Raw genomic sequence first — 20455 nt, forward strand, 5'->3', positions numbered from 1 at the left:
TTAAAGTAAGTTTCACTGGTTTAACTCCTCGACACGCTGTGCAGCTTCAGCATTATTGGGTTCATTGAGCAGAACTGTTTCATACCAATACAAAGCGGTCTCGGTATCTGCTGCTTTAAAGCAGGTGTTGTCGGCATAAAATTGCGGGTCGTATTCTTTAGCGTAAGCCAGAGCAATCACACTATCGCCGGACTGCGCACGGTTAGCATATAAACGCTGCGCAACGCCGCAATGGTTGTTGGCTTTAGCGTGTTGAATCACCGCCAGCAGTGCTGTGCTGTCTTGCGTTTCTTGCAGGCAGCTCTGCACAAACTGCAGCTCATCCACCGTGCCCATGCTTGCCAAGGCACAACCGCCGTTTGCACTCAGCCCATCGGCATTTGCTGCGTCGGCAGCCGTAGCGCCACCACTGACCAGACTGGGTAGTTTTTGCTGCGCCAACCACCAACCCAGCGCAGCTAAAAGCGCGACGATAACTAGGCCAAGCAGCGCCAGCAGAATAACTTTGCCTTTACCTTTTTTGCTGGCAGGGCTCGCTGTTGGCGTTGGCGTTGGCGTTGGCGTTGGCTGTGCAGTTTGCGCACGCTCAGGGCTTGGCTCAACGACCTCTTCTAACTCCAATTCCAACTCAGGCGTCGCTACAGGTTCGGCTTGCGCTTGCGGCTCAGGTGCTGGTGTGACCTGTAGCTCAGGCGTTGGCGCAGGTGCGGCTGTCGATACGGTGACAGGTTCTGGCGTGGCTAAAGCACCACCGGAGACCACTGCACTGTTGCTACCCGCGGCGGTGCTGGGATACACATCGTCAGCGATATTTAGGGTGCAGGTACTTTCTTGGTTGGCGTCATGGGCACACAGGGATATTTTATAGCGCGCACCGGCCTCCAGTAACGGGTCCAAGATTGTTTGTCCAATGTGCACGCGTACCCACTCAGCATCTTGCTCCACAGCTTGCGGGTGAAACCAATACTCACTACTGCCCCACTCACTGCGCCCGCTGGTCTCGTTTAAATACCCTCGGCCACCATTGGCTTCAATTTTAAACTTTAAGCCGCCGGCTAAATCCCAGTTTCGAATCTGAATAACCGCTTGGCCTGGAATATTGGGCGTTAAAGCAACAATTTCAGCACTGATCCTTTTATTACTCATGCGATGCGCGCCTCAAATTTTTCTAAAACCACACCTAGAGCATTGTTTTGTTCTAGGGTGATTGCATTTTCGTCATGGCCACCAGCATTGGCGACCGTTGCCCGTATAAATGCAGAGATCCAATCAAATAACTCTTGCTCAACCTGCTTGTCTTCACTCATGGATAACTCTGGCAAAGTTGGTAAATCTGCAAACGTACTCTGGCTATAAAAGTCAAAGACCTGCCCTGCTCGATTAGCGCCCAGCAAGCGTTCTTCACGCTGCTCAGCAGGCTTGTCTAAGTTGCCAAACCAAGCGACAAAATCTTGTAAAGCCAGCTGCACGGTTAAAACGTTCTTCTCCACCGTTTGCTCACGGCGATTAGCCATTGCGCCTTGATACACCAACAAAGACTCGGTGAGCTTATCTTGGAGCTTATAGCGATAACTGGCTGAAATAATTTCATTCACCAGCTTCTCCGCGATCTCAGGCGTTAGCACCAAGCTGGAGGTGGATAAAGTAGCCAGTAACTCTTTACGCTCAGCAAAGGCTTTGAGATGGCTGATCCAGGCACTGATCGCTGCTTTGGCAAAGAAGTATTCTGCTGTGTGCGTATTGCTTGGAACTACAGGTGCAGTAACTACTGTTTCTTGACTAAAGAAATCAAACTCAGGCTCTGCAATTGTTTCTTGCTCCTCAACACTGGCCTGCGCATCGACATTGTAAACACCACTTAAATAGATATTGCGCAAGGTGTGATCGGGCACTTTCATGTGATGCAACAGTTCACTGATAGAGCTGATGTTCTCTTTTAAATAACCACCCACTCGGTTAGCCACGGCTTGCTTTTCTTTCAGTGCATCACTGCCTTCTTTTAATTGCCAGTGCTGCAGTTTAGTCACTAGTTTGTGCTGCAATTGCTGCCATTGTTCATCAATGCGGGTGAGTTTAAAGCTGATATCAGCGATGCTGTTGAGGTGTGCACTAAAACGTCCGATACCGCCGTCATTGAGCGCCAATACGGCATCAAACGCTTCGCCCGGACTGGCAATATGCTGAATAACGGTATCGGTGCGCACAAACTCTTCACGGAACAACTGCAGCTTTTCAACTTTATTGCTTCTGACCTGAACTTCGTTGCCGCGCGCGTCCATATCAATAAAGGTGTTTTCAATACGGGGCTTACGCACCAAGAAAGTATTATTAAACGAACCCCGTGTATCCCACTCTTGCATCCAAGCTAAATTACCGAATCGTTCAAGAATGGTTTTCTTCATCAAGCCTTCGCAAGAGGCGGCGATATTGTCATCATTGCCCGCTAAAGTGGTATCAATTGATTTGTCCATTTTGGTAATCGCCCAAAATAGACCGCAGCGGTTATCACGCTCTTGTGGGGTTGCCCCTTGGGTTTTATTCACCCACTCTGTGAGCACACCACCCACGGTATTCACTTCACTTTGCATATCTGAAGTGGTGCACATCACCAAGGCGCTCATTTCTTGCGATACGGTGTAGCGTTCAAATAGGTAAGCCACTTTACCGCGTAAAAACAACTGGACGATTAACTTACTGTTATCCACCGCGCCCTGTTCGTCCTGATATGCAATACCGCGCAATTGCTGGCGGGTGCGGTAGCCGGGGAAGTCTAATAAATCAATTTGCTTAACAATTTCATTTTGCGGCGTGCTGGCTAAAGGGAAAATCATCTCTGCAGTCAGCGCTGCCAGCTCTGCGGTGGACACTGCCACAGCATTCTGTAATTGGCCATCTCTGCTTGGGCGCACCTGAATCAGTGGATCCTGCGCCGTGGATAACAAGTTCAAAGTGTTGACGTTCATGATATTGAAGTCTTTACTTTGCTTGTAATTGGCACCGTCTTTTTCTTCAACCACAGCACTGATCGGTGCATAGGCCGTTTGTGCGCCGCCAAGCGCGGCCAGTGTTTTACCCAGTTGGATATAGGTGTTGCTCAGCAATGGCTGCTTGCCCCAGAGCACGGAGAACACATCAGCACGCTCTTCTAGGGTTAAATACGGGATAATTTTAATTAAGCGTGGCCAGTAGTAAGCTCCCAATTTGCTGGATATTTTTTTCGAAGTGGCATTCATATAGTCTAAAAGCGCCACCACATCCGCGGCACTCACCGCGGGCCGTTGCGGTTGTGGCTGCTGCGTATTGAGCTGCTCATAGCGCGACAGGGTTTGCTCAATCACTTCTTCAGTAACTTGGTACTCAACATGCTCTTGGTCAAAATCATTGAACCAAGCATTGGCCAAAATCATGGCAATATCAATTTCGCGAAACAAGCGTAATTGCAGCGGGTAGCTCGGGTCTTTAATGGCATGTTCTTGATAGGTAAAGCGCGTCACTAAACCTGTGGCTTCAGCCCCTTCACCGGTGGGGTTAAAGTGGTCAATAAAGTTTAATCTTTGTTTGCCATCCACCTCTGTTTCTAACTGCCCTTGCCCATCAGCGGCCAGCGATGAAATCAAATAGGATTTACCCGCCTGCGACAGACCAAAAAAGCCCAGCGCCATCGGTGTGCTGGCCACATGTTCAAAGCTGCGCGCCAAGTTTAACGCCTGATACAACTCAATATTTAAGCTGTCAGCTTGCGCATCAACGGTGGCCGCGCTATCGCGTACGCTTTCAATCCAGTTAAGTGCTTGCTCTGAACCTTGGTAAATTGCTTTCCACTTCGCTACAAGCTCATTTTGCTTGGCGGTTAATGTTTGTGTGCTCATCGTTTCACATTCCCACTATCAAGCCAGTAACTGGTTACATTCATATCCGTATCAAGCAGCGTATTGAGCTGTAACTCCAAATCGTCGGCATCAAAACCGCTGACAGTGCCCTGGACTCGATCAATCACCAGTTGATCACTGGGCACGGCGTGGTATTTGCCTTTTTTCTCGATAATACTTTGCTCGGAGTCGTCACTTTCAATCTTAAAGCTGACATGCAAGGCGATATTGCCATCACGTGTTCTTAGCTTGGCTTCGTTGTATTTATCATTACCGGCTTTAGTAAAGCCTAAACGGTACAAAGGCGTGGCGGGCCAACGTTCAAGGGGAAATTGGCGGAAGCCTAAGATCAACAAGCTGTTTTTAAACGTCAGGGTAATGGGTTTTTGCTGATCTGGGTTGTCAGAGTTTAGATCTGTGGTGGTGGGTAGTTTTATCTTCCCATTTTCCGGACGCGTATCAATATCGGCATACAGGACACTGTCGTGAGTAATGCAGCGATCAGCACCAATCACCCCAAAGTAACGCATGGTCGAATAGGGTTTGAGCATCAACTCGTTAAAGGAGAAGTTAGCCAAACTGCCGTTTTTCGCCTGCATGCACAGCATCGCCCCCACCGCTGCGGTGGTTTTTGGATCTTCAATTAAATTGTTTTTATTGAAGGGGTACCAGCTGCCGGTATGGTAATTGTGCATCGGTAACACCCGTCCCGAATTGAGCGGCAAGTAGCTGCGAATCAGCGCTTGCACACCCGGCAACCGCGAAGGACGACCAGTGAGTAGAACCATATCGCAGGCGTACTTATCAATCACTTCACATAGACCTGCTAGAGCACTATTAATGCTCATTTTTAAGTTTTTGCCTTTATTAAAAGGAAACTTATTGCTGACGAATAAACCATGCAGGTGCAGTAAGTTGAATTTAATTTTCACCGCATGTAAATCAAACTTTTTCAGTGACCTGCTTGAGCTCTGCACCTCACGGCTGACAAAATCCAGTACGGGCTGGGTCGCTGGCGCCGGCATTAACTCGCCAAAGGTGTAGCTTTGCTCGGAGTGAGTCTCAGCAATGTCAAAGTCTTCGTAGTGCTTTAAAATATTTAACGCAATGGGCAAAAACACCTGCAGGGTTAATTGCTGGCGATAGATTTCATCTTGCGCATTGCTGTTGGAAACACCGTATAAGTGCGATTTAACTGTTTCTATATCGGGCACATTGTAGTCGCTAAAAGCCTGCTCCAAGCTGGGCAGCACGAACTCTTTAATGACATCCAAAACAATATCGTCACCGGCGACTTTAAAGCTTTCACGGAACAACTGTTTGGGCACGATTTCAACATTACTGCCGCTGCTGTGCTGGGTATTGAGCTGGTATTCATTCACCACCAAGTCTGTGGTGCCACCGCCAATATCAATTGTAGCTAAGGTGATTTTTTGCTGATCTGCGCTGAGCTTTTTATCTGGCCGCGCAATGGCTTGGAAAAACTGCTCAGGGTGACCGGAGAAGTGTTGGCTCACTTCAGTAAACAAGTACACCAGCTGACCACAAGATGCTTCATCCCACTCAACACTGGTGGTGGGTAACGGCACTTTAGGCAGAGGATTGTCGGGAGTTGGGTGATCCACAGCATCATGGGGATTTTCATCACCGGCATGCCACTCGAGGCTTTTCCAAACAATGGCAATCGCATCTTCTAAGCGCTCATTTAAAATAGCGCGCTCAACCTGTGGCATACCTGGCGGCACAGTTAAAATCACACTGTTGAGCTGGCGAGGAATATCGGTGTGACCTTGGCGAGTACGCTGCGCAATACTGTTGATTTGATTGAGCGCCTGCATCAATACTTCAGCCAACATAAAAGCCATCAAGGAGCTGCGTGAGTATTTGTTATCAAACACACTCTCGCGCGGTGGCTCGCCCGGTTTTGTTGGGCGGTATAAAGGCACGCCGGCATCATCAATGTGATTACAGAAAGGTTCGGCGAAAGCAAAGACTTCGGTGTCTTTATTGGAGTTAAAGCGCCAGTTTAGAGGGTACTCTGACTTATCCCACAAGTAGCGCTTCGGGCTTGATAAGCCGGTACGGCCCTTGGTGGCTAAACGCCGCCCGGCTAAACGAGCAGCTTCAGACCCCACTCGCACGATGGTCGGCCACTGAAAGGCATTGCGACGGCCACTTTTGCCGGCATAAAAATCATCACCAAAAGCCGCTTGAGTGAACTCAACACGGCTGTCAAAAGGCTCGCTATACACATACTCAGGTTGCGACAAGTCACGCAGTTGCAAGACATAGTTTTTGCTTAAGCGACCACCCCCCTCATTCAGGCCTTCCAGTAAAATACCGCAGGTGCGCGAGTTACCCACGTCGAGCACCAAGTCCACCGGAATCACTTTATCAGTGTTGTAATCAGCGCTAATCAAACGCACTTTTGGCAACTTGCCTTCCAGCGAGGGCTTTGTCTCACTGGTATGCAATGTAGTGGGGGTAATTAAACTTAAAATATTGAGTAAATGCGCTTGCGATCTAAAGTGGGCCAGGCCTTTTTCTAGCCCTTTGGCATCAATTTGATCTTCACCAGATTGCGCCAGCAGTGCTTCTTTTAACACTGCATCCAACCAGTTAGTCACCCACTCCTGAGCAAAAAACCAACTGGTCTGCTGGGCACAGATGCTTAATTTGAACTCAACGCCAGCCTGCACATCATCAGGGCTGGGTGCTAAGTATTTAACATGTGGGTTATACGACATTAATCGCGTATCAAAGGCTAAGGTCACACGGTAGTTGTTGCCATCACGATCAGGCGTGTCGAGCTTATTAATATAAAGGCGCGCCCAGTTTGCCGGACCCTGATCATAGGTGTAAGGCGGCGTAAAACGCAGAAAAGGCACCGGTAACCACTGCCCACTGAAGACACTTAAACTTTCTTCCAGCGGCACTTTATAGCTGGGCGGGGTGCTGACAATATCGGCAATATTAGGCTCGGCGGTTTTATCAAAATAATACACCCCACTTTGCTGCCCTTTGGCCAGTCGCGTCACGCTACGATCGGTGACTTTATAAAAGTAGCCATCATCGTGGTCGTCAACATCGAGCTTAAGCCCAAAATCAACAAACTGGATACCTGTTTCTTTCACCAGAGTAATAGTGTCTTCAAATTTTGTCAGTTCAGGCAACATTATTGATCAGTCCCTAATTTATTGAGCATTGCGCATAGATATTGGAAAACGCGTGTCAGCATAATTGCCGATGCAATCAGCAGCCGATGCCGCACCAGGCTTACAGGTGATTTCTGGCATATCAAAGCTTGAACCATCGGCACACAGGGCTGGGCCTAAGCTTTCAATGCGCATTTGGCCGCCTTGGACCTGCGCATCCACATCACCGGTACAACGCATACCATCTGCTGCTTTTACCGTCACTTGGCCTTTACCTTCGTTAAACTCATACTCAAGGCGTAAAGGTTTACCGGTATTTTTATCTTGAATACCAGCGCCGGCTTTCCATTTACCATTTAAAAAGTGTGCTTGTCCGTTGGGAGCATCAGGGGGAATTTGCAAGTTTTCGCCGGGTACTTCCGGCGCAGCAGTAGCCTCTGCCTCAGCCTGCTCATCGGGTATCTGCGGTGGAGTGAACGCTGGGTTATCTGGCTCGCTCATATCTGGCGGCGTGAAGTCAGCGGGCGACTCAGGGTCCATAGCAGGCGGCTCAATCCCCTGCGCAGGCATCTCAGGCGCCTGTGCAGGATCTGCAGAGCCAGCCATATTGGCAGTGTCGGCCCCGTTCGGCTGGCCTGGTAAATCTGGCTGCCCCAAATTAGCCCCAGCCACATCTGCGCGGCCAGCAGCACCATTAAAAGCGGGGATTTTTGCTTTACTTAAGCCAAGATCGGGAAGATTCGGCAGGTTGGCTCGCCCAGGCATAGAAAGCTCTGGTTTATTAAAGGAGAAATCAGGCACGCCCAGCTTATTCGCCATATCAGGGCGGCACTGGCGCAAGCCAAACAATAAGAGCAGCAACAGTAGGAGCAATAACAGCCACCACAACCAACGCCGCCACCAAGGTTTTTTCACCACTGCAACTGCGGCTGGCTGTGCGGCAATCACAGGTTTAGGGGTAACAGTTGCAGTTTGCGCTAAGGGGGCTGCCGTGGCTAACACTGGCGCAACTGCTGGAGTGACTTTGGCGTGCTCAAACAAGTGCCGTAAAGGGTCGGTTGGCACCTGCGCTTTTGGGTAAATAAATCCCCAAAAAGTCAATACAGCCAAGCCATTCACGAGATAAATATGCTCGCTATCGGGGGTGTAGAGCATTTGCAGCAGCAGTTTATTAATCAGTGTTTCAGGAACAAAGTCTGCTGCCTGAGTATCGCTGCCCGGCCCTTGCTCACCCCGACAATGCTCTAAGATTTTACTCTCTAATGTGCGCAATTGTTGGCGCGCGCTATCGCGTTCTTGCTCGGTGGCTGAGCTCCAAGGAATAACATCACCTGGGTAGCTGCTGTACCAATTAATCACATCGCCGGCGCGGTCAATAACAGGTACGGCAAAATGCTCTGCGTAAGATACGCCTGGTAAACCATCAATAGTCTTCAGCTTACGGCGTACTATGTCTCTTAGTTGACTGGCGGTTTTAAAGACTTGGCGCCCACCGCTGCCTAAAAATTGGTATTCGCCAATACGCCCAGAGCGTAATAACTTGCCTGTTAACTGATTCAGCTCAGAGCTTGACATCACCACTCCCTAGGACGTTATAAGCACAACACAAGCAACTATTGCGGTTGCCGAGGTTTAAATTTCAGACACACTCAATCTAAGCGTGCAACTATAACTATTTTTATAACTTTAACAAATCAAATCACTGCACAAATAGCAGTATTGCATTTGCCCAATGGAACTTTATGACTTGTCACATGGTCTAGCAGCACTGGCCTGTAGCAGTCGCAATTCTCGCTTACGCCCGCGGCACAGAAGCTTTTTAATTTTATTTTGGCAAAAAAAAACCCGTTAAGCATAAACTTAACGGGTTTTCGTAATATGGCGCAGTGGACGGGACTCGAACCCGCGACCCCCGGCGTGACAGGCCGGTATTCTAACCAACTGAACTACCACTGCGCGGTACTTGAAAGAAAATGGTGGGTGATGACGGGATCGAACCGCCGACCCTCTGCTTGTAAGGCAGATGCTCTCCCGGCTGAGCTAATCACCCATGATCTTTCGAAGAGGTGCGTACTATAGACAGCTAAAAGGCTTTTGGCAAGCACAACCCGTGAAACTAGCAAAATAAAGGCTTTTCTTGTGGATTCTGGCTGTTTAAGGCTGCTTTCACTAAATAACCTAGGCCGCTCGCCCGTCTTTATTCACTATTCATCAGCCAGCGCACCTGCGCTTCGGCTAACCAATGGCTAAACGCTGGGTCACGCTAATACTGCTTGGCGTTATGCTAGTGCCATAGGCCAGCACTTCAACGCCAGCAGCTTTAGCCTCAGCCAGCGCCGCAGCATAGTCTGGATCAATCTCTTCGGCGGCACGCACGGCACTGATGCCGGTTAAATTGACACAATAAATCAGCACCGCACGCTGGCCACTGGCAGCTAAAGCGCTGAGCTCGCGCAAGTGTTTGGTGCCGCGCACGGTTACCGCATCAGGAAAAGCTGCAATATCACTCTCAGCAAAGCCCAAAGTGACACTTTTCACTTCAACAAACACCGGTTCTGTAGCAAACATTAAACAAAAGTCAGCTCGGCTGTTTTCGACACCGTATTTCACCTCACGACGCAGCGCACTGAAGCCAGCCAGCTCGGTAATAACACCGTTGACTAGTGCCTCTTCCACTAAGCGGTTGGCGCGCCCAGTATTGATACAGGCGATGCGGCCATGGGGGGTTTCTACCAACTCCCAACTGGCTTTGAGCTTACGCTTTGGATCGTCATTGCGGCTGAACCAAACTCGCGCACCTGCGGCCATGCAGTTTTTCATCGAGCCGGTATTGGCGCAGTGAGCAGTTATCACGCTGCCATCACTGCATTCAATATCGGCTAAAAAACGTTTATAGCGTTTGATTAAACGCCCCTCTTCTAACTGCGGATCAAATTGCATGTTGGGCCTGCCATGTTGCTAAACCACGGGCAATACGCGCCACTGCTTGCTCTAAGCGCGGCACACTTTGTGTATACGCAAAACGCACATGCTGACCGGCCCGTGAACGGCCAAAATCAATCCCCGGGGTAATGGCGACATACTCGGTCTCTAAGATATGCCGGCAAAAATCAAATGCATCACCGCCAAAGCCCGAGATATCCGCATACAGATAAAAAGCCCCTTGCGGCTCCACTTCAATCTTAAAACCCAGCGCCCGCAAGGCCGGCAATAAGTAATCACGGCGCCGAGCAAACTCAGCACGGCGCTGCTCAAAAATAGCCAAGGTGTCGGCCTCAAAGCACGCCAAGGCGGCATGCTGAGACAAGGTTGGAGCACTGATATAAATATTTTGTGCGAGCTTTTCCAGCTCAGGTATCGCTGATTCTGGCGCCACCAGCCAGCCTAAGCGCCAGCCAGTCATGCCAAAGTATTTCGAGAAACTATTGAGCACAAAGGCATCGTTGTCCACTTCCAAGACACTGGAGGCATCCATACCGTAGGTCAAACCATGGTAAATCTCATCCACCACTAAATGCCCACCACGCTCACGCAGAGCAGTGGACAAATCGGCCAACTCTTCGCGGCTAAGCACTGTACCGGTTGGGTTGGCCGGTGAGGCAACTAAGGCTCCAACGCTATCTTGATCCCAGTAGCGGGCAACTAAGTCTGCAGTGAGCTGATAATTCACCTCAGGCCCCACTGGTACCAGCTGCGCATTACCTTCAACTAGGCGTAAAAAATGGCGGTTACAAGGATACCCCGGATCCGCCAGCAGCCAGTGCTTACCTGGGTCAACCAGCAACGCACTGGTGAGCAATAGCGCGCCCGAACCGCCCGGCGTAATCATAATGCGCTCGGGACTGATATCCAGCCCGTAGCGACTGGCGTAAAATCCTGCAATGGCTTCACGCAATGCAGGCAAGCCGCGCGCAGCGGTGTAACGGGTTTGGCCACTTGCCAGCGCAGCTTGACCGGCCTGGATGATGGGTTCTGCGGTATTGAAATCCGGTTCACCAATTTCCAAATGAATGACGTCTCGACCTGCAGCTTCTAACTCATTGGCTCGCTGCAACAGCGCCATAACATGAAAGGGTTCAATTGCGCGACTGCGGGCGCTATAGGTAAAAGTCATAATATCCACTATAAAACGGCGACGGGTAGATTATTTATTCAAACTCAAGAAGATGCTCACAGAGCTGCTCAAGGGCGTCAAACATCTGCAGGCTGGGACGCTCTAGACCATGGTCGGGTACTTCGAGAACTTGCCCACGGGCGACCGCATGCAACACCGGCCAAGCTTCCCACATTTTAGCTAGACGCGCGCTACCCAATAAAATCACTTCTGGGTTGCGCGCTATGACCGATTCCAGACTCACTTGCGGTGCGGGTAAAGCCAGATCGGCATAAATATTTTCAGCACCACAGACGCGCAGTGCATCGCTGATAATTTGCGCGCCACCCAAGGTGTACATCGGCGTATCCCACACCTGATAAAATACCTGTAGCGCTGCAGGACGCTGGTAGCGACTCCGCATTTGTGCCAGTTTATCTTGCAGCTCAGCAGTTAATTGCTTGCCACGCTGCTCAGCACCCAGCATCTGCCCCAGCTCGGCAAACTGTGCAGCCAGCTCATCCATGGTCTGTGCGTAGGCATTAAATATAGGAATGTGCAGCTGGCGTAACTGTTTCAGCTGCATGTCACTGATGCTGCCCGGCCAATACAGCACCAAGTCCGGCTGCAAACTCAGCAGTGTTTCCAACTCAAACTGAGCAAAGCCGCCCACCGACGGGACATCGACTAACTCAGCGGGACGCACACCACCGTCTAAAATGCCCACGAGCTTATCTTCAGCCTGCAAATCCAACATCATTTCAGTCAGCGACGGCGCTAAACTGATCACCCGCTCGGCGGCCTGCAGCGGTAGACAGAAAGCGCCCAGCAAGCTCAAACAGCTCAGAACAACAAAACGCAAAACCATCATGCCAACTGTCGCGGCGTCCGATACAGCCAAAACAGCATGGGCGTAGCCACAGCCAATAAGAATATTGCTGGCAACTCAAGGCCGACAGTTTTGCCCACTGCAGCAGCCCAGGCCGGAAGGCAGGCATACCATAGCGCGCGCAAACGCACATGCATTAAATGCTGCCAAGCATCGGCGGCTTGTTCGGTATTTAACACCTTGCCCAAATCAATGACCGCATGCTTAAAACGGCGAAAAGGTTTGACGTTTAAAAACAACAGGCATAAAGCAGCGGCAAAAAATAACAGCGAGAAATACTCAGGCTGCGCACCTAAATCAAACGCGTTATCTGGAAACAACCACACTGGCAGTAACGCGACAATCAGCTGCAACCACCACAGCACTCGCAAAACACGACGTGATTCTTGCGGCTTCACGACTCGTGCTCACTCTGCTCAGCTTGATGCTCAAGACCTAATAAATGCCCCAACTTGCCTGCTTTAGTGGCTAAGTAAAGTTTGTTATATGGGTTTTGGCCAACTTGCAGCGGCACCCGCTGGGCAACTTCAACGCCAAAACCTTGCATGGCTTTTACTTTGCGCGGGTTATTGGTCATCAATTGCAATGAGTGCACATTTAAGTGATCCAGCATCGGCTGACAAATCGAATAGTCGCGCAAGTCTGCGGCAAAACCCAACTGCTCATTAGCTTCCACGGTATCGGCACCACTGTCTTGCAGTTTGTAGGCGCGAATTTTATTGAGCAAACCAATCCCACGGCCTTCTTGGCGTAAATACAGCAAGATCCCGCGACCTTCTGCAGCAATGGCGCGCAATGCAGCTTCCAGCTGTGCACCGCAATCGCAACGCAAGCTAAATAAAGCATCACCGGTCAGACACTCAGAATGCAAACGACCCAGCACCGGCTGGCCATCAGCAACATCCCCTAAAGTTAATGCCAAATGTTCTTTTCCCGTTTCCTCATCAAGGAAACCGTGCATGGTAAATTCGGCAAACGGGGTAGGTAATTTGGAGGCAGCGACAAAGACGACAGACACCAGAGCAACTCCTAGGCTTTTATAGGGAGCGCATTGTAACGCTTCACCCCTGACTCGAACAGGCAATCCGACATTATGTTGATAATTGCGCTGTAACAGCTTTAATCAAACAAGGCATCGAGGGCTTCTTCTAGGCGCGTCACCGCAATCACCTGCAGGCCAGCGAGGGTTTCTCGCGGTGCATTGGCTTTTGGCACAATGGCCCGTTTAAAGCCATGTTTGGCTGCTTCTTTGAGGCGTTCTTGACCACTGGGTACTGGGCGAATCTCCCCCGACAAGCCAATTTCACCAAACACCAGCAACCCGTGCTCCAGGGGGCGATTGCGCAAACTGGAAATAATTGCTGCCATTAACGCCAAGTCGGATGCCGTTTCCAGCACCTTTACGCCGCCGACCACGTTCAAAAACACGTCTTGATCATGGGTGGGAATACCACCGTGACGGTGCAATACAGCCAGCAACATGGCTAAACGGTTTTGATCCAAGCCCACAGTAACGCGGCGCGGATTGCCCAAGTGACTGGTATCCACTAAGGCCTGCACCTCAATCAGCATCGGCCGCGAGCCTTCCCAAGTGGCCATCACCACACTGCCGGACACTGCCTCTTGGGCGCGATTGAGAAAAATGGCTGATGGGTTGGAGACTTCTTTTAAGCCACGGTCCGTCATGCCAAACACGCCCAGCTCATTGACTGCACCAAAACGGTTTTTCACTGCGCGCAACATGCGCAAGCGACCGTCGGATTCACCTTCAAAATACAGCACGGTATCAACCATGTGCTCCAATACCCGTGGCCCGGCCAGCGAGCCTTCTTTGGTCACGTGGCCCACTAAGAAAATCGCAGTACCGCTTTGTTTCGCATAACGCACCAATAAAGCTGCACTTTCACGCACCTGGGACACACCACCGGGAGCGGACTGCAACTGTTCGGTAAAGATGGTTTGAATGGAGTCAATCACCATCACCCGCGGCTTTTCCCGACGCGCGACAGCTAAAATTGTTTCGATGCAGGTTTCGGTCATGACTTTGAGCTTATCTTGCGGTAACTCTAACCGCCGTGCGCGCATGGCCACCTGCTGCTGCGACTCTTCACCGGTCACATATAAAGCTGAAATGCTTTCGGCCATATTGCACAACGTCTGTAGCAAAATTGTGGACTTACCAATGCCTGGATCACCGCCAAGCAAGACCACCGAGCCATCTACTAAACCACCGCCAAGTACACGATCAAGCTCGCTGGATTGGGTCGAGAAACGTGGCACCTTTTCAACGCTGACTTGCGCAAGGGTTTTCAGCTCAGCCTGATCACCAGCCCAGCCGGCGCGACCGCTTTTTTCGGCAACGCGCTCTTCAATCAGGGTTTCCATTAAAGTGTTCCAAGTACCACAGGCGCCACACTGTCCTGCCCACTTTGGAAAAGTCGCCCCACACTCTGTACAGCCATACATGCGTTTGGCCTTGGCCATACTGTGCCCCCTAGCTTGCATTGTTATTGGCAGCTCTTCGCAACTACCGACTACTAAACACTGTCATTGTATACAGTGATCATATAAATGCAAACCACAGAGGCACAGCTCTAGCTCACGCTAACAACTGCACCTCTGGCGACAACGCACCAGCTATTTCAACCGCCGCAACCACCGCAGCAACCGCCAGCTGGATGGGTCAGTTTGCGCAATAAAATGGCCTGCTGCGCACTGCACTGCTGCTCCAGTAATAATCGATCTTCAGCGCTTAAGCTTTCATTGCCGGCTTGTACCGCTGCTAAACGCTCTGCCAGCACAGCGAATTCAGCGGCCTGCCGAGCAAAATTGGCGTCATCATCACACATGTCCTGTAAATCCTGAGCCAATTCAGGTGACTCTTTAATCAATGCATGCACTTGGGTCGTCATCGTAAGTTCCTCGCTGTTATGTTGCTAAAAACAATACAGCCTGCCCAGCCAATCACTCTTGATTGCAGTCAAGCGCTTTAATTTATGATTACTCTTGCGCTGAACACAAACGAGAACTATTATCGATTACGCACTCAACTGATCAAAGGAAAGATTCCATGACCTATTTAATCGATGCTTGGCTTGACCGCCCACAACCCTACTTGCGCATTATTAATCGCTTAACTGGCAACGTCTGTTTGCAGGTACAGGGCGAAGATTTAGAAGACTTACGCGAACAAGGTGCTCTGGATATACACGACTTAAATAGCCCAGAGCCAAGCGTAATCAAAGAACAGATACGCCAGCTATTTTTATTGTGTTATGCCCAAACTGCACGCCTGAGCACAACACCGGACTTAGCGGGTTAAGCGACAACCTCAAGCAGTTCCACATCAAACACTAAAGTGCTGTGCGCAGGAATGCTGCCGACATCTTGACCGGCATAAGCCAGCTCGCTCGGTACATATAAACGCCACTTGCTGCCACAGTTCATCAACTGCAGAGCTTCGGTCCAGCCAGCAATTACGCCTGAAACTGGGAACTCAGCTGGCTCGCCGCGCTGGTATGAGCTATCAAATACAGTGCCATCAATCAGGGTGCCGTGGTAATGGGTACGCACGGTGCTCTGGCTGGTCGGCTTAGCGCCATCACCGCTGGTGATCACTTCATACTGCAGGCCTGACTCTAGAGTGGTAACGCCTTCTTTTTTTGCATTCTCTTTTAGGAACTCAATGCCCTCTGCTGCCGCGGCTTTAGCTTTTACTTCTGCTTCAGCTTCCATACGCTCACGGATTACAGTGAAGCTAGCATTCAGCTCTTCACCGGAAACCAGCATAGGCTCAGCATTGAACGCAGCACGCAAACCATTCACAACTGCATCAATACTAATGCCAGGAGGTGGGTTTTGACGTAGCTGATCACCCATTTGACGACCGATACCATAACTTACGCGCGCTTCATCAGTGCTCAGATCTAATTCAGACATAGATGCCTCCAGTGGCAAATAAAAAACCGCACGATGCGGTAGAATGAAAGTCAATTTCAGCGCAGTATCCTAACAGAGCCACTGACAAAACCCGAACGAAAAGCAGATTGTTTTCTATTTTGCGAGATCCAATTATGATGCGTTACTTACTCTTGCTGAGCCTGCTGCTGTTAACTGCCTGTCAATCCAACCGCCTGATTGAACTTGATTACCAGCCCGGTTATGACTTCCACGCCCTGCAGTCTTGGCAGTGGGCGCAGCCAGCGGTGCAGTTTATGCCCAACGCGGCAGCACTCAATAGCAGCCTTGACGCAGAACGTATTCGCGACGCTATTAGCGAGCAGCTAACGCAACAAGGCTTACTACAAAGCAAACCAGCCCAATTTGAAGTACGCGCTTGGCTGATCACTGAGAATCAGCAGCAACGCACCCAGACCATCCAAAATGACTACTGGGGACCCATTTGGGGCCCGGGCTTGCGCACCGAAACCTATGACACCACCTATACAACGCAAAAACTGCAAATTGACTTGCTCGACGCCAGTAACCAACAACTGATCTGGCGTGGCAGCGATAGCTGGGTGCTGCCTGAGCAACAAACCAATCCTGAGTTACGCGCCGCCAAGTTTCGTCAGCGGGCACAACAGATTTTACAGCACTTGCCACCGCAGTGAGCTGTGCACACTCGGCACAAAACGCCATCAACAGCGCGTTTTTGTGGCAAGATAACGCCTCTTAATTGACGTATTTGAGTGAGTTATGTCTCCGCAAGTGTATTGGTCATTACTGGCCATGGCGTTTATTTCCGGCGCTCTAATGCCGCTGCAAGCAGGTATCAACGGTTTACTGGCGAAAGAGGTGAGCAGCGTCTTAAATGCCGCCACTGTTTCTTTTCTTGTGGGCACCGCAGCTTTATTGCTGTTAGCCCTGTGGCAACGCGACCCCGTGAGCCTAACTACGCTAAAAAGCTTGCACTGGTGGCACTGGGCCGGCGGCTTACTTGGGGCTTTCTTTGTCTTTACCGCGGCCTTTGTCGCGCCACGCATTGGCGCATTATTGTTTATGGCGCTGGTGCTCTTAGGACAACTGAGTAGCGCAGTATTTCTCGATAATCAAGGCTGGGTGGGCTACAAAGAAGTGCCGATCAACCTTGGCAAGATTGCTGGCTTACTCTTGATCTTAAGTGGTATTTGGGTGATTCGCCGCAGCTAAGCAAACACTGGCAAGCAGCCCAGCACTGGGTTCATCAAACCAGCCAACTGTGGCGCTATATTGGACAAAAACAACCACGCCAGCTCCATACAGTTGCGGCTGGCGTGGTGATTAGGTGTGTAGCTAAGGCTGGCTAAGTTAAAGCATCAATCATCATCAAACTGATAACTGCCCGGAGCCAGATTATCAAAGCGTGTGTACTTACCTTGGAAAGCCAAACGCACAGTACCAATCGGGCCGTTACGCTGCTTACCGATAATCACTTCCGCCACACCTTTGTACTCCGTTTCTGGGTGATACACCTCGTCACGGTAGACAAACATAATCACGTCAGCATCTTGCTCGATGGCTCCTGACTCACGTAAGTCAGAGTTGATCGGACGCTTGTTGGGACGCTGCTCCAGTGAGCGGTTCAGCTGTGATAGCGCCACCACTGGGCAATCAAACTCTTTGGCTAAAGCTTTTAATGAGCGCGAGATTTCAGAAATCTCATTGGTGCGGTTTTCCCCTGCACTGCCGCCCACCTGCATCAACTGCAAGTAGTCCACCATGATTAAGCCAATGTCACCGTGCTCACGGGCCACGCGGCGTGTCCGGGCGCGCATTTCTGAAGGGCTAATACCGGCTGAGTCATCAATAAACAATTTACGCTCTTGCAGTAAGTTCACCGCTGAAGTGAGACGCGGCCAGTCGTCTTCATCTAAACGCCCAGAACGCACTTTAGTCTGGTCAATACGCCCTAACGAGGAAATCATCCGCATCACCAAGGATTCAGCTGGCATCTCTAGGGAGAAGACTAAAATGGTTTTTTCCGAGCGCATCAAGGCATTCTCAACCAAGTTCATCGCAAAGGTGGTTTTACCCATGGACGGCCGGCCAGCGACAATAATCAAATCGGCTGGCTGTAGACCACTGGTTTTCTCATCCAAGTCAGTAAAGCCGGTGGATAAACCAGTAATCGCTTCATCACTGTTAAATAACGTATCAATGGTATCAATGACGTTAGCCAACAAGTCAGTTAGCCCAACTGGGCCACCGGTAGAGGGCCGTGCTTCGGCAATCTGGAAAATCCGCCGCTCGGCTTCATCCAGAATTTCATCCCCGCTTTTACCTTGCGGTGCGTAAGCGCTGTCGGCAATATCATTACTGATACTGATCAGCTGACGTAACGTCGCGCGCTCACGAATAATCTGTGCATAGGCTTTAATATTGGCTACGGATGGGGTGTTTTTTGCCAACTCACCTAAATACGCCAAACCACCCACCTGACTGAGCTGGCCTTCTTGGTCCAATTGCTCAGACAAAGTCACCACGTCGAAGGGGGCGTTACGTTCGGCTAAACGTGCCACTGCACGAAAGATCAGGCGGTGGTCATGGCGATAAAAATCACCATCGGAAACCTGATCAAGAATGCGCTCCCAGGCATTGTTGTCCAGCATCAATCCACCCAGCACCGACTGCTCTGCCTCAACTGAATGCGGCGGCACCTTAAGGGCTGAAGTTTCTAAATCATACTGCTGGGGGGCGTCTATTTCGCTCATACAATGTACCCGTGTGTCACAAAAGCTTGATATAAATAGGGCTATTAAACAACAAAAGGCACGCATCTATACAGATAACGTGCCTTTTGTACCATCAGCTAACTTGCGTTAACCGATAGGGCGATTAGCCTGCAACTACAATCAATTTGACCGTAGCTTCAACGTCAGTGTGTAAATTCACAGTAACGTCGTATTCGCCAGTTTGACGAATGGTGCCGTACGGCAAGCGTACTTCACTTCTGTTCACTTCAACGCCTGAAGCAGTCAGTGCATCAGCAATATCGTGAGTACCGATAGAACCGAATAACTTGCCTTCTTCACCTGTGTTAGCAGTGATAGTCACTTCCAACTCAGACAATTGAGCAGCACGTGCTTCTGCTTCTGCACGCTTCTCGGCAGCGGCTTTTTCAAGCTCTGCACGACGCGCTTCAAAAGCTGCAACGTTTTCTGCAGTTGCAGCCGTTGCTTTGCGTTGCGGTAATAAAAAGTTACGGCCGTATCCAGCCTTAACATTTACTTTGTCGCCCAGGTCGCCCAGGTTTGCGACTTTTTCTAGCAGGATGACTTCCATTTGAGTCTCACCTCTTGAATTTCAACGTTCACCGTTCGCGACATTAAGCATCATTTTTTTGCTGCTTTAAGCCACGAAAATCAAAAACACTATCGACGATAGCCAATACCACTAAAAACGGATAAATCAGCTGCGTAAACAGCACTATACCTATATACAAACCGATCAACCAAAAGTTACCGGAACGGTATTTGGCAACCAATCCATGTACAACGGCTAAACCTGCAAACATCAATGGCACACTGCACAAAGGCGTTAAAACTGCAGCCTGTATCCCGAGACTTGGCGCAAACAACATACCAAACACTAGGGGGAACATGATCACCGCAGGTAGGCGCAAAGCTCGAAACTCTTGCCCGAAACCACCTGGGTTGTATAAAGCTGCCTGCCAGTAACGCGCAAGCACCACACTCAGTATGCATAACAGCTGTAACACTGAGGCCATCAATCCAGTTAATACCGGAATAATTAAACCTTGTAACTGCAGTTTATCTTCAGCAGATAACTGCTCGTAAAGCCCTGCGAGCATTTTTGGGGCCATGGTATTTAGCTCTTCAGCTAAAGCTGCCAGGGGTTGCGCAAAGGCCGCTCCTAACATCCAGGCAAAAAACACTCCGAGCAAAAGACTTGCAAGCAAGGCTTTCGCCCAAGACCCAGTTACGCGCAGTATATGTGCTATTGCTAATGCCCCAAGCAACGCCAAAATAGGCCGCGGGTCATCATAAAAAGCCCATACTACAGCAGGTAACAATGCCCAAACGATAACACTCAATGCATCATTTAGGCCGCGTCTGAGCAGTACTAAACTTGCAGCAGCAGCGCCTAGCCAAAACATCATTGGCAACGCCATTGCTAAAACCATCACAATGATGGCTTGCATACGCCCACGCATTATAAATTCAGCGAGTATACGCATGCACTAACCTATCCATTTAAACGGTACAGCCAAAAATCAATTGTTGTGACTGTCGGTGTAGGGCAGCAGAGCTAAAAAGCGTGCGCGTTTGATTGCAGTAGACAATTGGCGCTGATATTTAGCTTTAGTGCCAGTAATACGGCTTGGTACAATTTTGCCTGTTTCTGAAACATAGGCTTTCAATGTATTTAAATCTTTGTAATCGATTTCTTTTACATCTTCAGCGGTGAAACGGCAGAATTTGCGGCGGCGGAAAAAACGTGCCATGAC

19 protein-coding genes and 2 tRNA genes are annotated in these 20455 nt (G+C 50.0%); 3 read left to right on the plus strand and 18 right to left on the minus strand.

Translation table 11 applies throughout. From position 1 onward, the window contains the following. Window positions 1-12: 12 nt before the first annotated feature. The 13 genes from O6P33_RS12245 to O6P33_RS12305 all read right to left on the minus strand — a co-directional run bounded on the left by O6P33_RS12245 (window position 13) and on the right by O6P33_RS12305 (window position 14918). Complete coding sequence (locus tag O6P33_RS12245) at window positions 13-1146, minus strand: hypothetical protein (RefSeq protein WP_269818053.1); 1134 nt, start codon at window positions 1144-1146, stop codon at window positions 13-15. Next, on the minus strand, window positions 1143-3869 hold the full coding sequence (locus tag O6P33_RS12250) for a virulence factor SrfC family protein (protein ID WP_269818054.1): 2727 nt from the start codon (window positions 3867-3869) through the stop codon (window positions 1143-1145). Before O6P33_RS12250 ends, O6P33_RS12245 begins: the two co-directional genes overlap by 4 nt. Then, window positions 3866-7045: a virulence factor SrfB gene (locus tag O6P33_RS12255; protein WP_269818055.1), complete on the minus strand. Its 3180-nt coding sequence runs from the start codon at window positions 7043-7045 to the stop codon at window positions 3866-3868. The genes O6P33_RS12250 and O6P33_RS12255 overlap by 4 nt, the downstream gene beginning before the upstream one ends. Window positions 7046-7063: 18 nt before the next feature. Further along, window positions 7064-8599, minus strand: coding sequence for an SrfA family protein (locus O6P33_RS12260; RefSeq protein WP_269818056.1), 1536 nt, complete (start codon window positions 8597-8599; stop codon window positions 7064-7066). A 304-nt stretch (window positions 8600-8903) separates the two neighbouring features. Further along, window positions 8904-8980, minus strand: a tRNA-Asp gene (locus O6P33_RS12265). 18 nt (window positions 8981-8998) lie between these two features. After that, window positions 8999-9074, minus strand: a tRNA-Val gene (locus O6P33_RS12270). Window positions 9075-9259: 185 nt separating this feature from the next. Next, window positions 9260-9964: a DNA/RNA nuclease SfsA gene (sfsA, locus tag O6P33_RS12275; protein WP_269818057.1), complete on the minus strand. Its 705-nt coding sequence runs from the start codon at window positions 9962-9964 to the stop codon at window positions 9260-9262. Beyond that, the gene (locus O6P33_RS12280) at window positions 9954-11138 is read right to left on the minus strand and encodes a pyridoxal phosphate-dependent aminotransferase (RefSeq protein WP_269818058.1); all 1185 of its coding nucleotides are present in this window, start codon (window positions 11136-11138) and stop codon (window positions 9954-9956) included. The genes sfsA and O6P33_RS12280 overlap by 11 nt, the downstream gene beginning before the upstream one ends. 34 nt (window positions 11139-11172) lie before the next feature. Further along, a complete protein-coding gene (locus O6P33_RS12285; RefSeq protein WP_269819533.1) occupies window positions 11173-11979 on the minus strand; it encodes a cobalamin-binding protein in 807 nt (268 codons plus the stop codon). Between the two features lie 5 nt (window positions 11980-11984). After that, window positions 11985-12404 (minus strand): MFS transporter, encoded by a 420-nt coding sequence (locus O6P33_RS12290; protein WP_269818059.1) that lies wholly within the window; start codon window positions 12402-12404, stop codon window positions 11985-11987. Continuing rightward, on the minus strand, window positions 12401-13024 hold the full coding sequence (ribA, locus tag O6P33_RS12295) for a GTP cyclohydrolase II (RefSeq protein ID WP_269818060.1): 624 nt from the start codon (window positions 13022-13024) through the stop codon (window positions 12401-12403). The genes O6P33_RS12290 and ribA overlap by 4 nt, the downstream gene beginning before the upstream one ends. Before the next feature lie 101 nt (window positions 13025-13125). Beyond that, window positions 13126-14490 carry a DNA repair protein RadA gene (gene radA / locus O6P33_RS12300; protein WP_269818061.1) on the minus strand — a complete coding sequence of 455 codons (1365 nt, stop codon included), beginning with the start codon at window positions 14488-14490 and terminating at the stop codon, window positions 13126-13128. 158 nt (window positions 14491-14648) lie between these two features. Continuing rightward, the gene (locus O6P33_RS12305; RefSeq protein WP_269818062.1) at window positions 14649-14918 is read right to left on the minus strand and encodes a hypothetical protein; all 270 of its coding nucleotides are present in this window, start codon (window positions 14916-14918) and stop codon (window positions 14649-14651) included. 158 nt (window positions 14919-15076) lie between these two features. On the opposite strand from O6P33_RS12305, the gene O6P33_RS12310 reads away from it, so the two are divergent. Next, entirely contained in the window at window positions 15077-15328 is a 252-nt protein-coding gene (locus O6P33_RS12310) for a hypothetical protein (protein ID WP_269818063.1), read from the plus strand. On the opposite strand, the gene O6P33_RS12315 is transcribed toward O6P33_RS12310, so the two are convergent. Beyond that, window positions 15325-15945: an FKBP-type peptidyl-prolyl cis-trans isomerase gene (locus O6P33_RS12315; protein WP_269818064.1), complete on the minus strand. Its 621-nt coding sequence runs from the start codon at window positions 15943-15945 to the stop codon at window positions 15325-15327. The genes O6P33_RS12310 and O6P33_RS12315 overlap by 4 nt on opposite strands. 134 nt (window positions 15946-16079) lie before the next feature. Here O6P33_RS12315 and O6P33_RS12320 point away from each other — a divergent pair, with 134 nt between their 5' ends. After that, complete coding sequence (locus O6P33_RS12320; RefSeq protein ID WP_269818066.1) at window positions 16080-16619, plus strand: DUF4136 domain-containing protein; 540 nt, start codon at window positions 16080-16082, stop codon at window positions 16617-16619. An 85-nt stretch (window positions 16620-16704) separates the two neighbouring features. Beyond that, a complete protein-coding gene (locus tag O6P33_RS12325) occupies window positions 16705-17157 on the plus strand; it encodes a DMT family transporter (protein WP_269818067.1) in 453 nt (150 codons plus the stop codon). A gap of 146 nt (window positions 17158-17303) precedes the next feature. On the opposite strand, the gene dnaB is transcribed toward O6P33_RS12325, so the two are convergent. From dnaB to rpsR, 4 genes are all read right to left on the minus strand, one after another. After that, entirely contained in the window at window positions 17304-18698 is a 1395-nt protein-coding gene (gene dnaB, locus O6P33_RS12330) for a replicative DNA helicase (RefSeq protein ID WP_269818068.1), read from the minus strand. A gap of 124 nt (window positions 18699-18822) precedes the next feature. Beyond that, window positions 18823-19269: a 50S ribosomal protein L9 gene (gene rplI, locus O6P33_RS12335; RefSeq protein WP_269818069.1), complete on the minus strand. Its 447-nt coding sequence runs from the start codon at window positions 19267-19269 to the stop codon at window positions 18823-18825. Between the two features lie 43 nt (window positions 19270-19312). Beyond that, window positions 19313-20185 (minus strand): hypothetical protein, encoded by an 873-nt coding sequence (locus tag O6P33_RS12340; RefSeq protein ID WP_269818070.1) that lies wholly within the window; start codon window positions 20183-20185, stop codon window positions 19313-19315. Window positions 20186-20221: 36 nt separating this feature from the next. Beyond that, window positions 20222-20452 carry a 30S ribosomal protein S18 gene (rpsR, locus tag O6P33_RS12345; RefSeq protein WP_022965127.1) on the minus strand — a complete coding sequence of 77 codons (231 nt, stop codon included), beginning with the start codon at window positions 20450-20452 and terminating at the stop codon, window positions 20222-20224. Window positions 20453-20455: the final 3 nt, after the last annotated feature.

This window comes from Denitrificimonas caeni (assembly GCF_027498055.1).
In the GTDB taxonomy this organism is placed as follows: Bacteria; Pseudomonadota; Gammaproteobacteria; order Pseudomonadales; family Pseudomonadaceae; genus Denitrificimonas.

Coding starts and splice junctions, on each gene's coding strand:
- O6P33_RS12245 (WP_269818053.1), bottom strand. CDS start 1,146: ATGAGTAATAAAAGGATCAGTGCTGAAATTGTTGCTTTAACGCCCAAT.
- O6P33_RS12250 (WP_269818054.1), bottom strand. CDS start 3,869: ATGAGCACACAAACATTAACCGCCAAGCAAAATGAGCTTGTAGCGAAG.
- O6P33_RS12255 (WP_269818055.1), bottom strand. CDS start 7,045: ATGTTGCCTGAACTGACAAAATTTGAAGACACTATTACTCTGGTGAAA.
- O6P33_RS12260 (WP_269818056.1), bottom strand. CDS start 8,599: ATGTCAAGCTCTGAGCTGAATCAGTTAACAGGCAAGTTATTACGCTCT.
- sfsA (WP_269818057.1), bottom strand. CDS start 9,964: ATGCAATTTGATCCGCAGTTAGAAGAGGGGCGTTTAATCAAACGCTAT.
- O6P33_RS12280 (WP_269818058.1), bottom strand. CDS start 11,138: ATGACTTTTACCTATAGCGCCCGCAGTCGCGCAATTGAACCCTTTCAT.
- radA (WP_269818061.1), bottom strand. CDS start 14,490: ATGGCCAAGGCCAAACGCATGTATGGCTGTACAGAGTGTGGGGCGACT.
- O6P33_RS12305 (WP_269818062.1), bottom strand. CDS start 14,918: ATGACGACCCAAGTGCATGCATTGATTAAAGAGTCACCTGAATTGGCT.
- O6P33_RS12310 (WP_269818063.1), top strand. CDS start 15,077: ATGACCTATTTAATCGATGCTTGGCTTGACCGCCCACAACCCTACTTG.
- O6P33_RS12315 (WP_269818064.1), bottom strand. CDS start 15,945: ATGTCTGAATTAGATCTGAGCACTGATGAAGCGCGCGTAAGTTATGGT.
- O6P33_RS12320 (WP_269818066.1), top strand. CDS start 16,080: ATGATGCGTTACTTACTCTTGCTGAGCCTGCTGCTGTTAACTGCCTGT.
- O6P33_RS12325 (WP_269818067.1), top strand. CDS start 16,705: ATGTCTCCGCAAGTGTATTGGTCATTACTGGCCATGGCGTTTATTTCC.
- dnaB (WP_269818068.1), bottom strand. CDS start 18,698: ATGAGCGAAATAGACGCCCCCCAGCAGTATGATTTAGAAACTTCAGCC.
- rplI (WP_269818069.1), bottom strand. CDS start 19,269: ATGGAAGTCATCCTGCTAGAAAAAGTCGCAAACCTGGGCGACCTGGGC.
- O6P33_RS12340 (WP_269818070.1), bottom strand. CDS start 20,185: ATGCGTATACTCGCTGAATTTATAATGCGTGGGCGTATGCAAGCCATC.
- rpsR (WP_022965127.1), bottom strand. CDS start 20,452: ATGGCACGTTTTTTCCGCCGCCGCAAATTCTGCCGTTTCACCGCTGAA.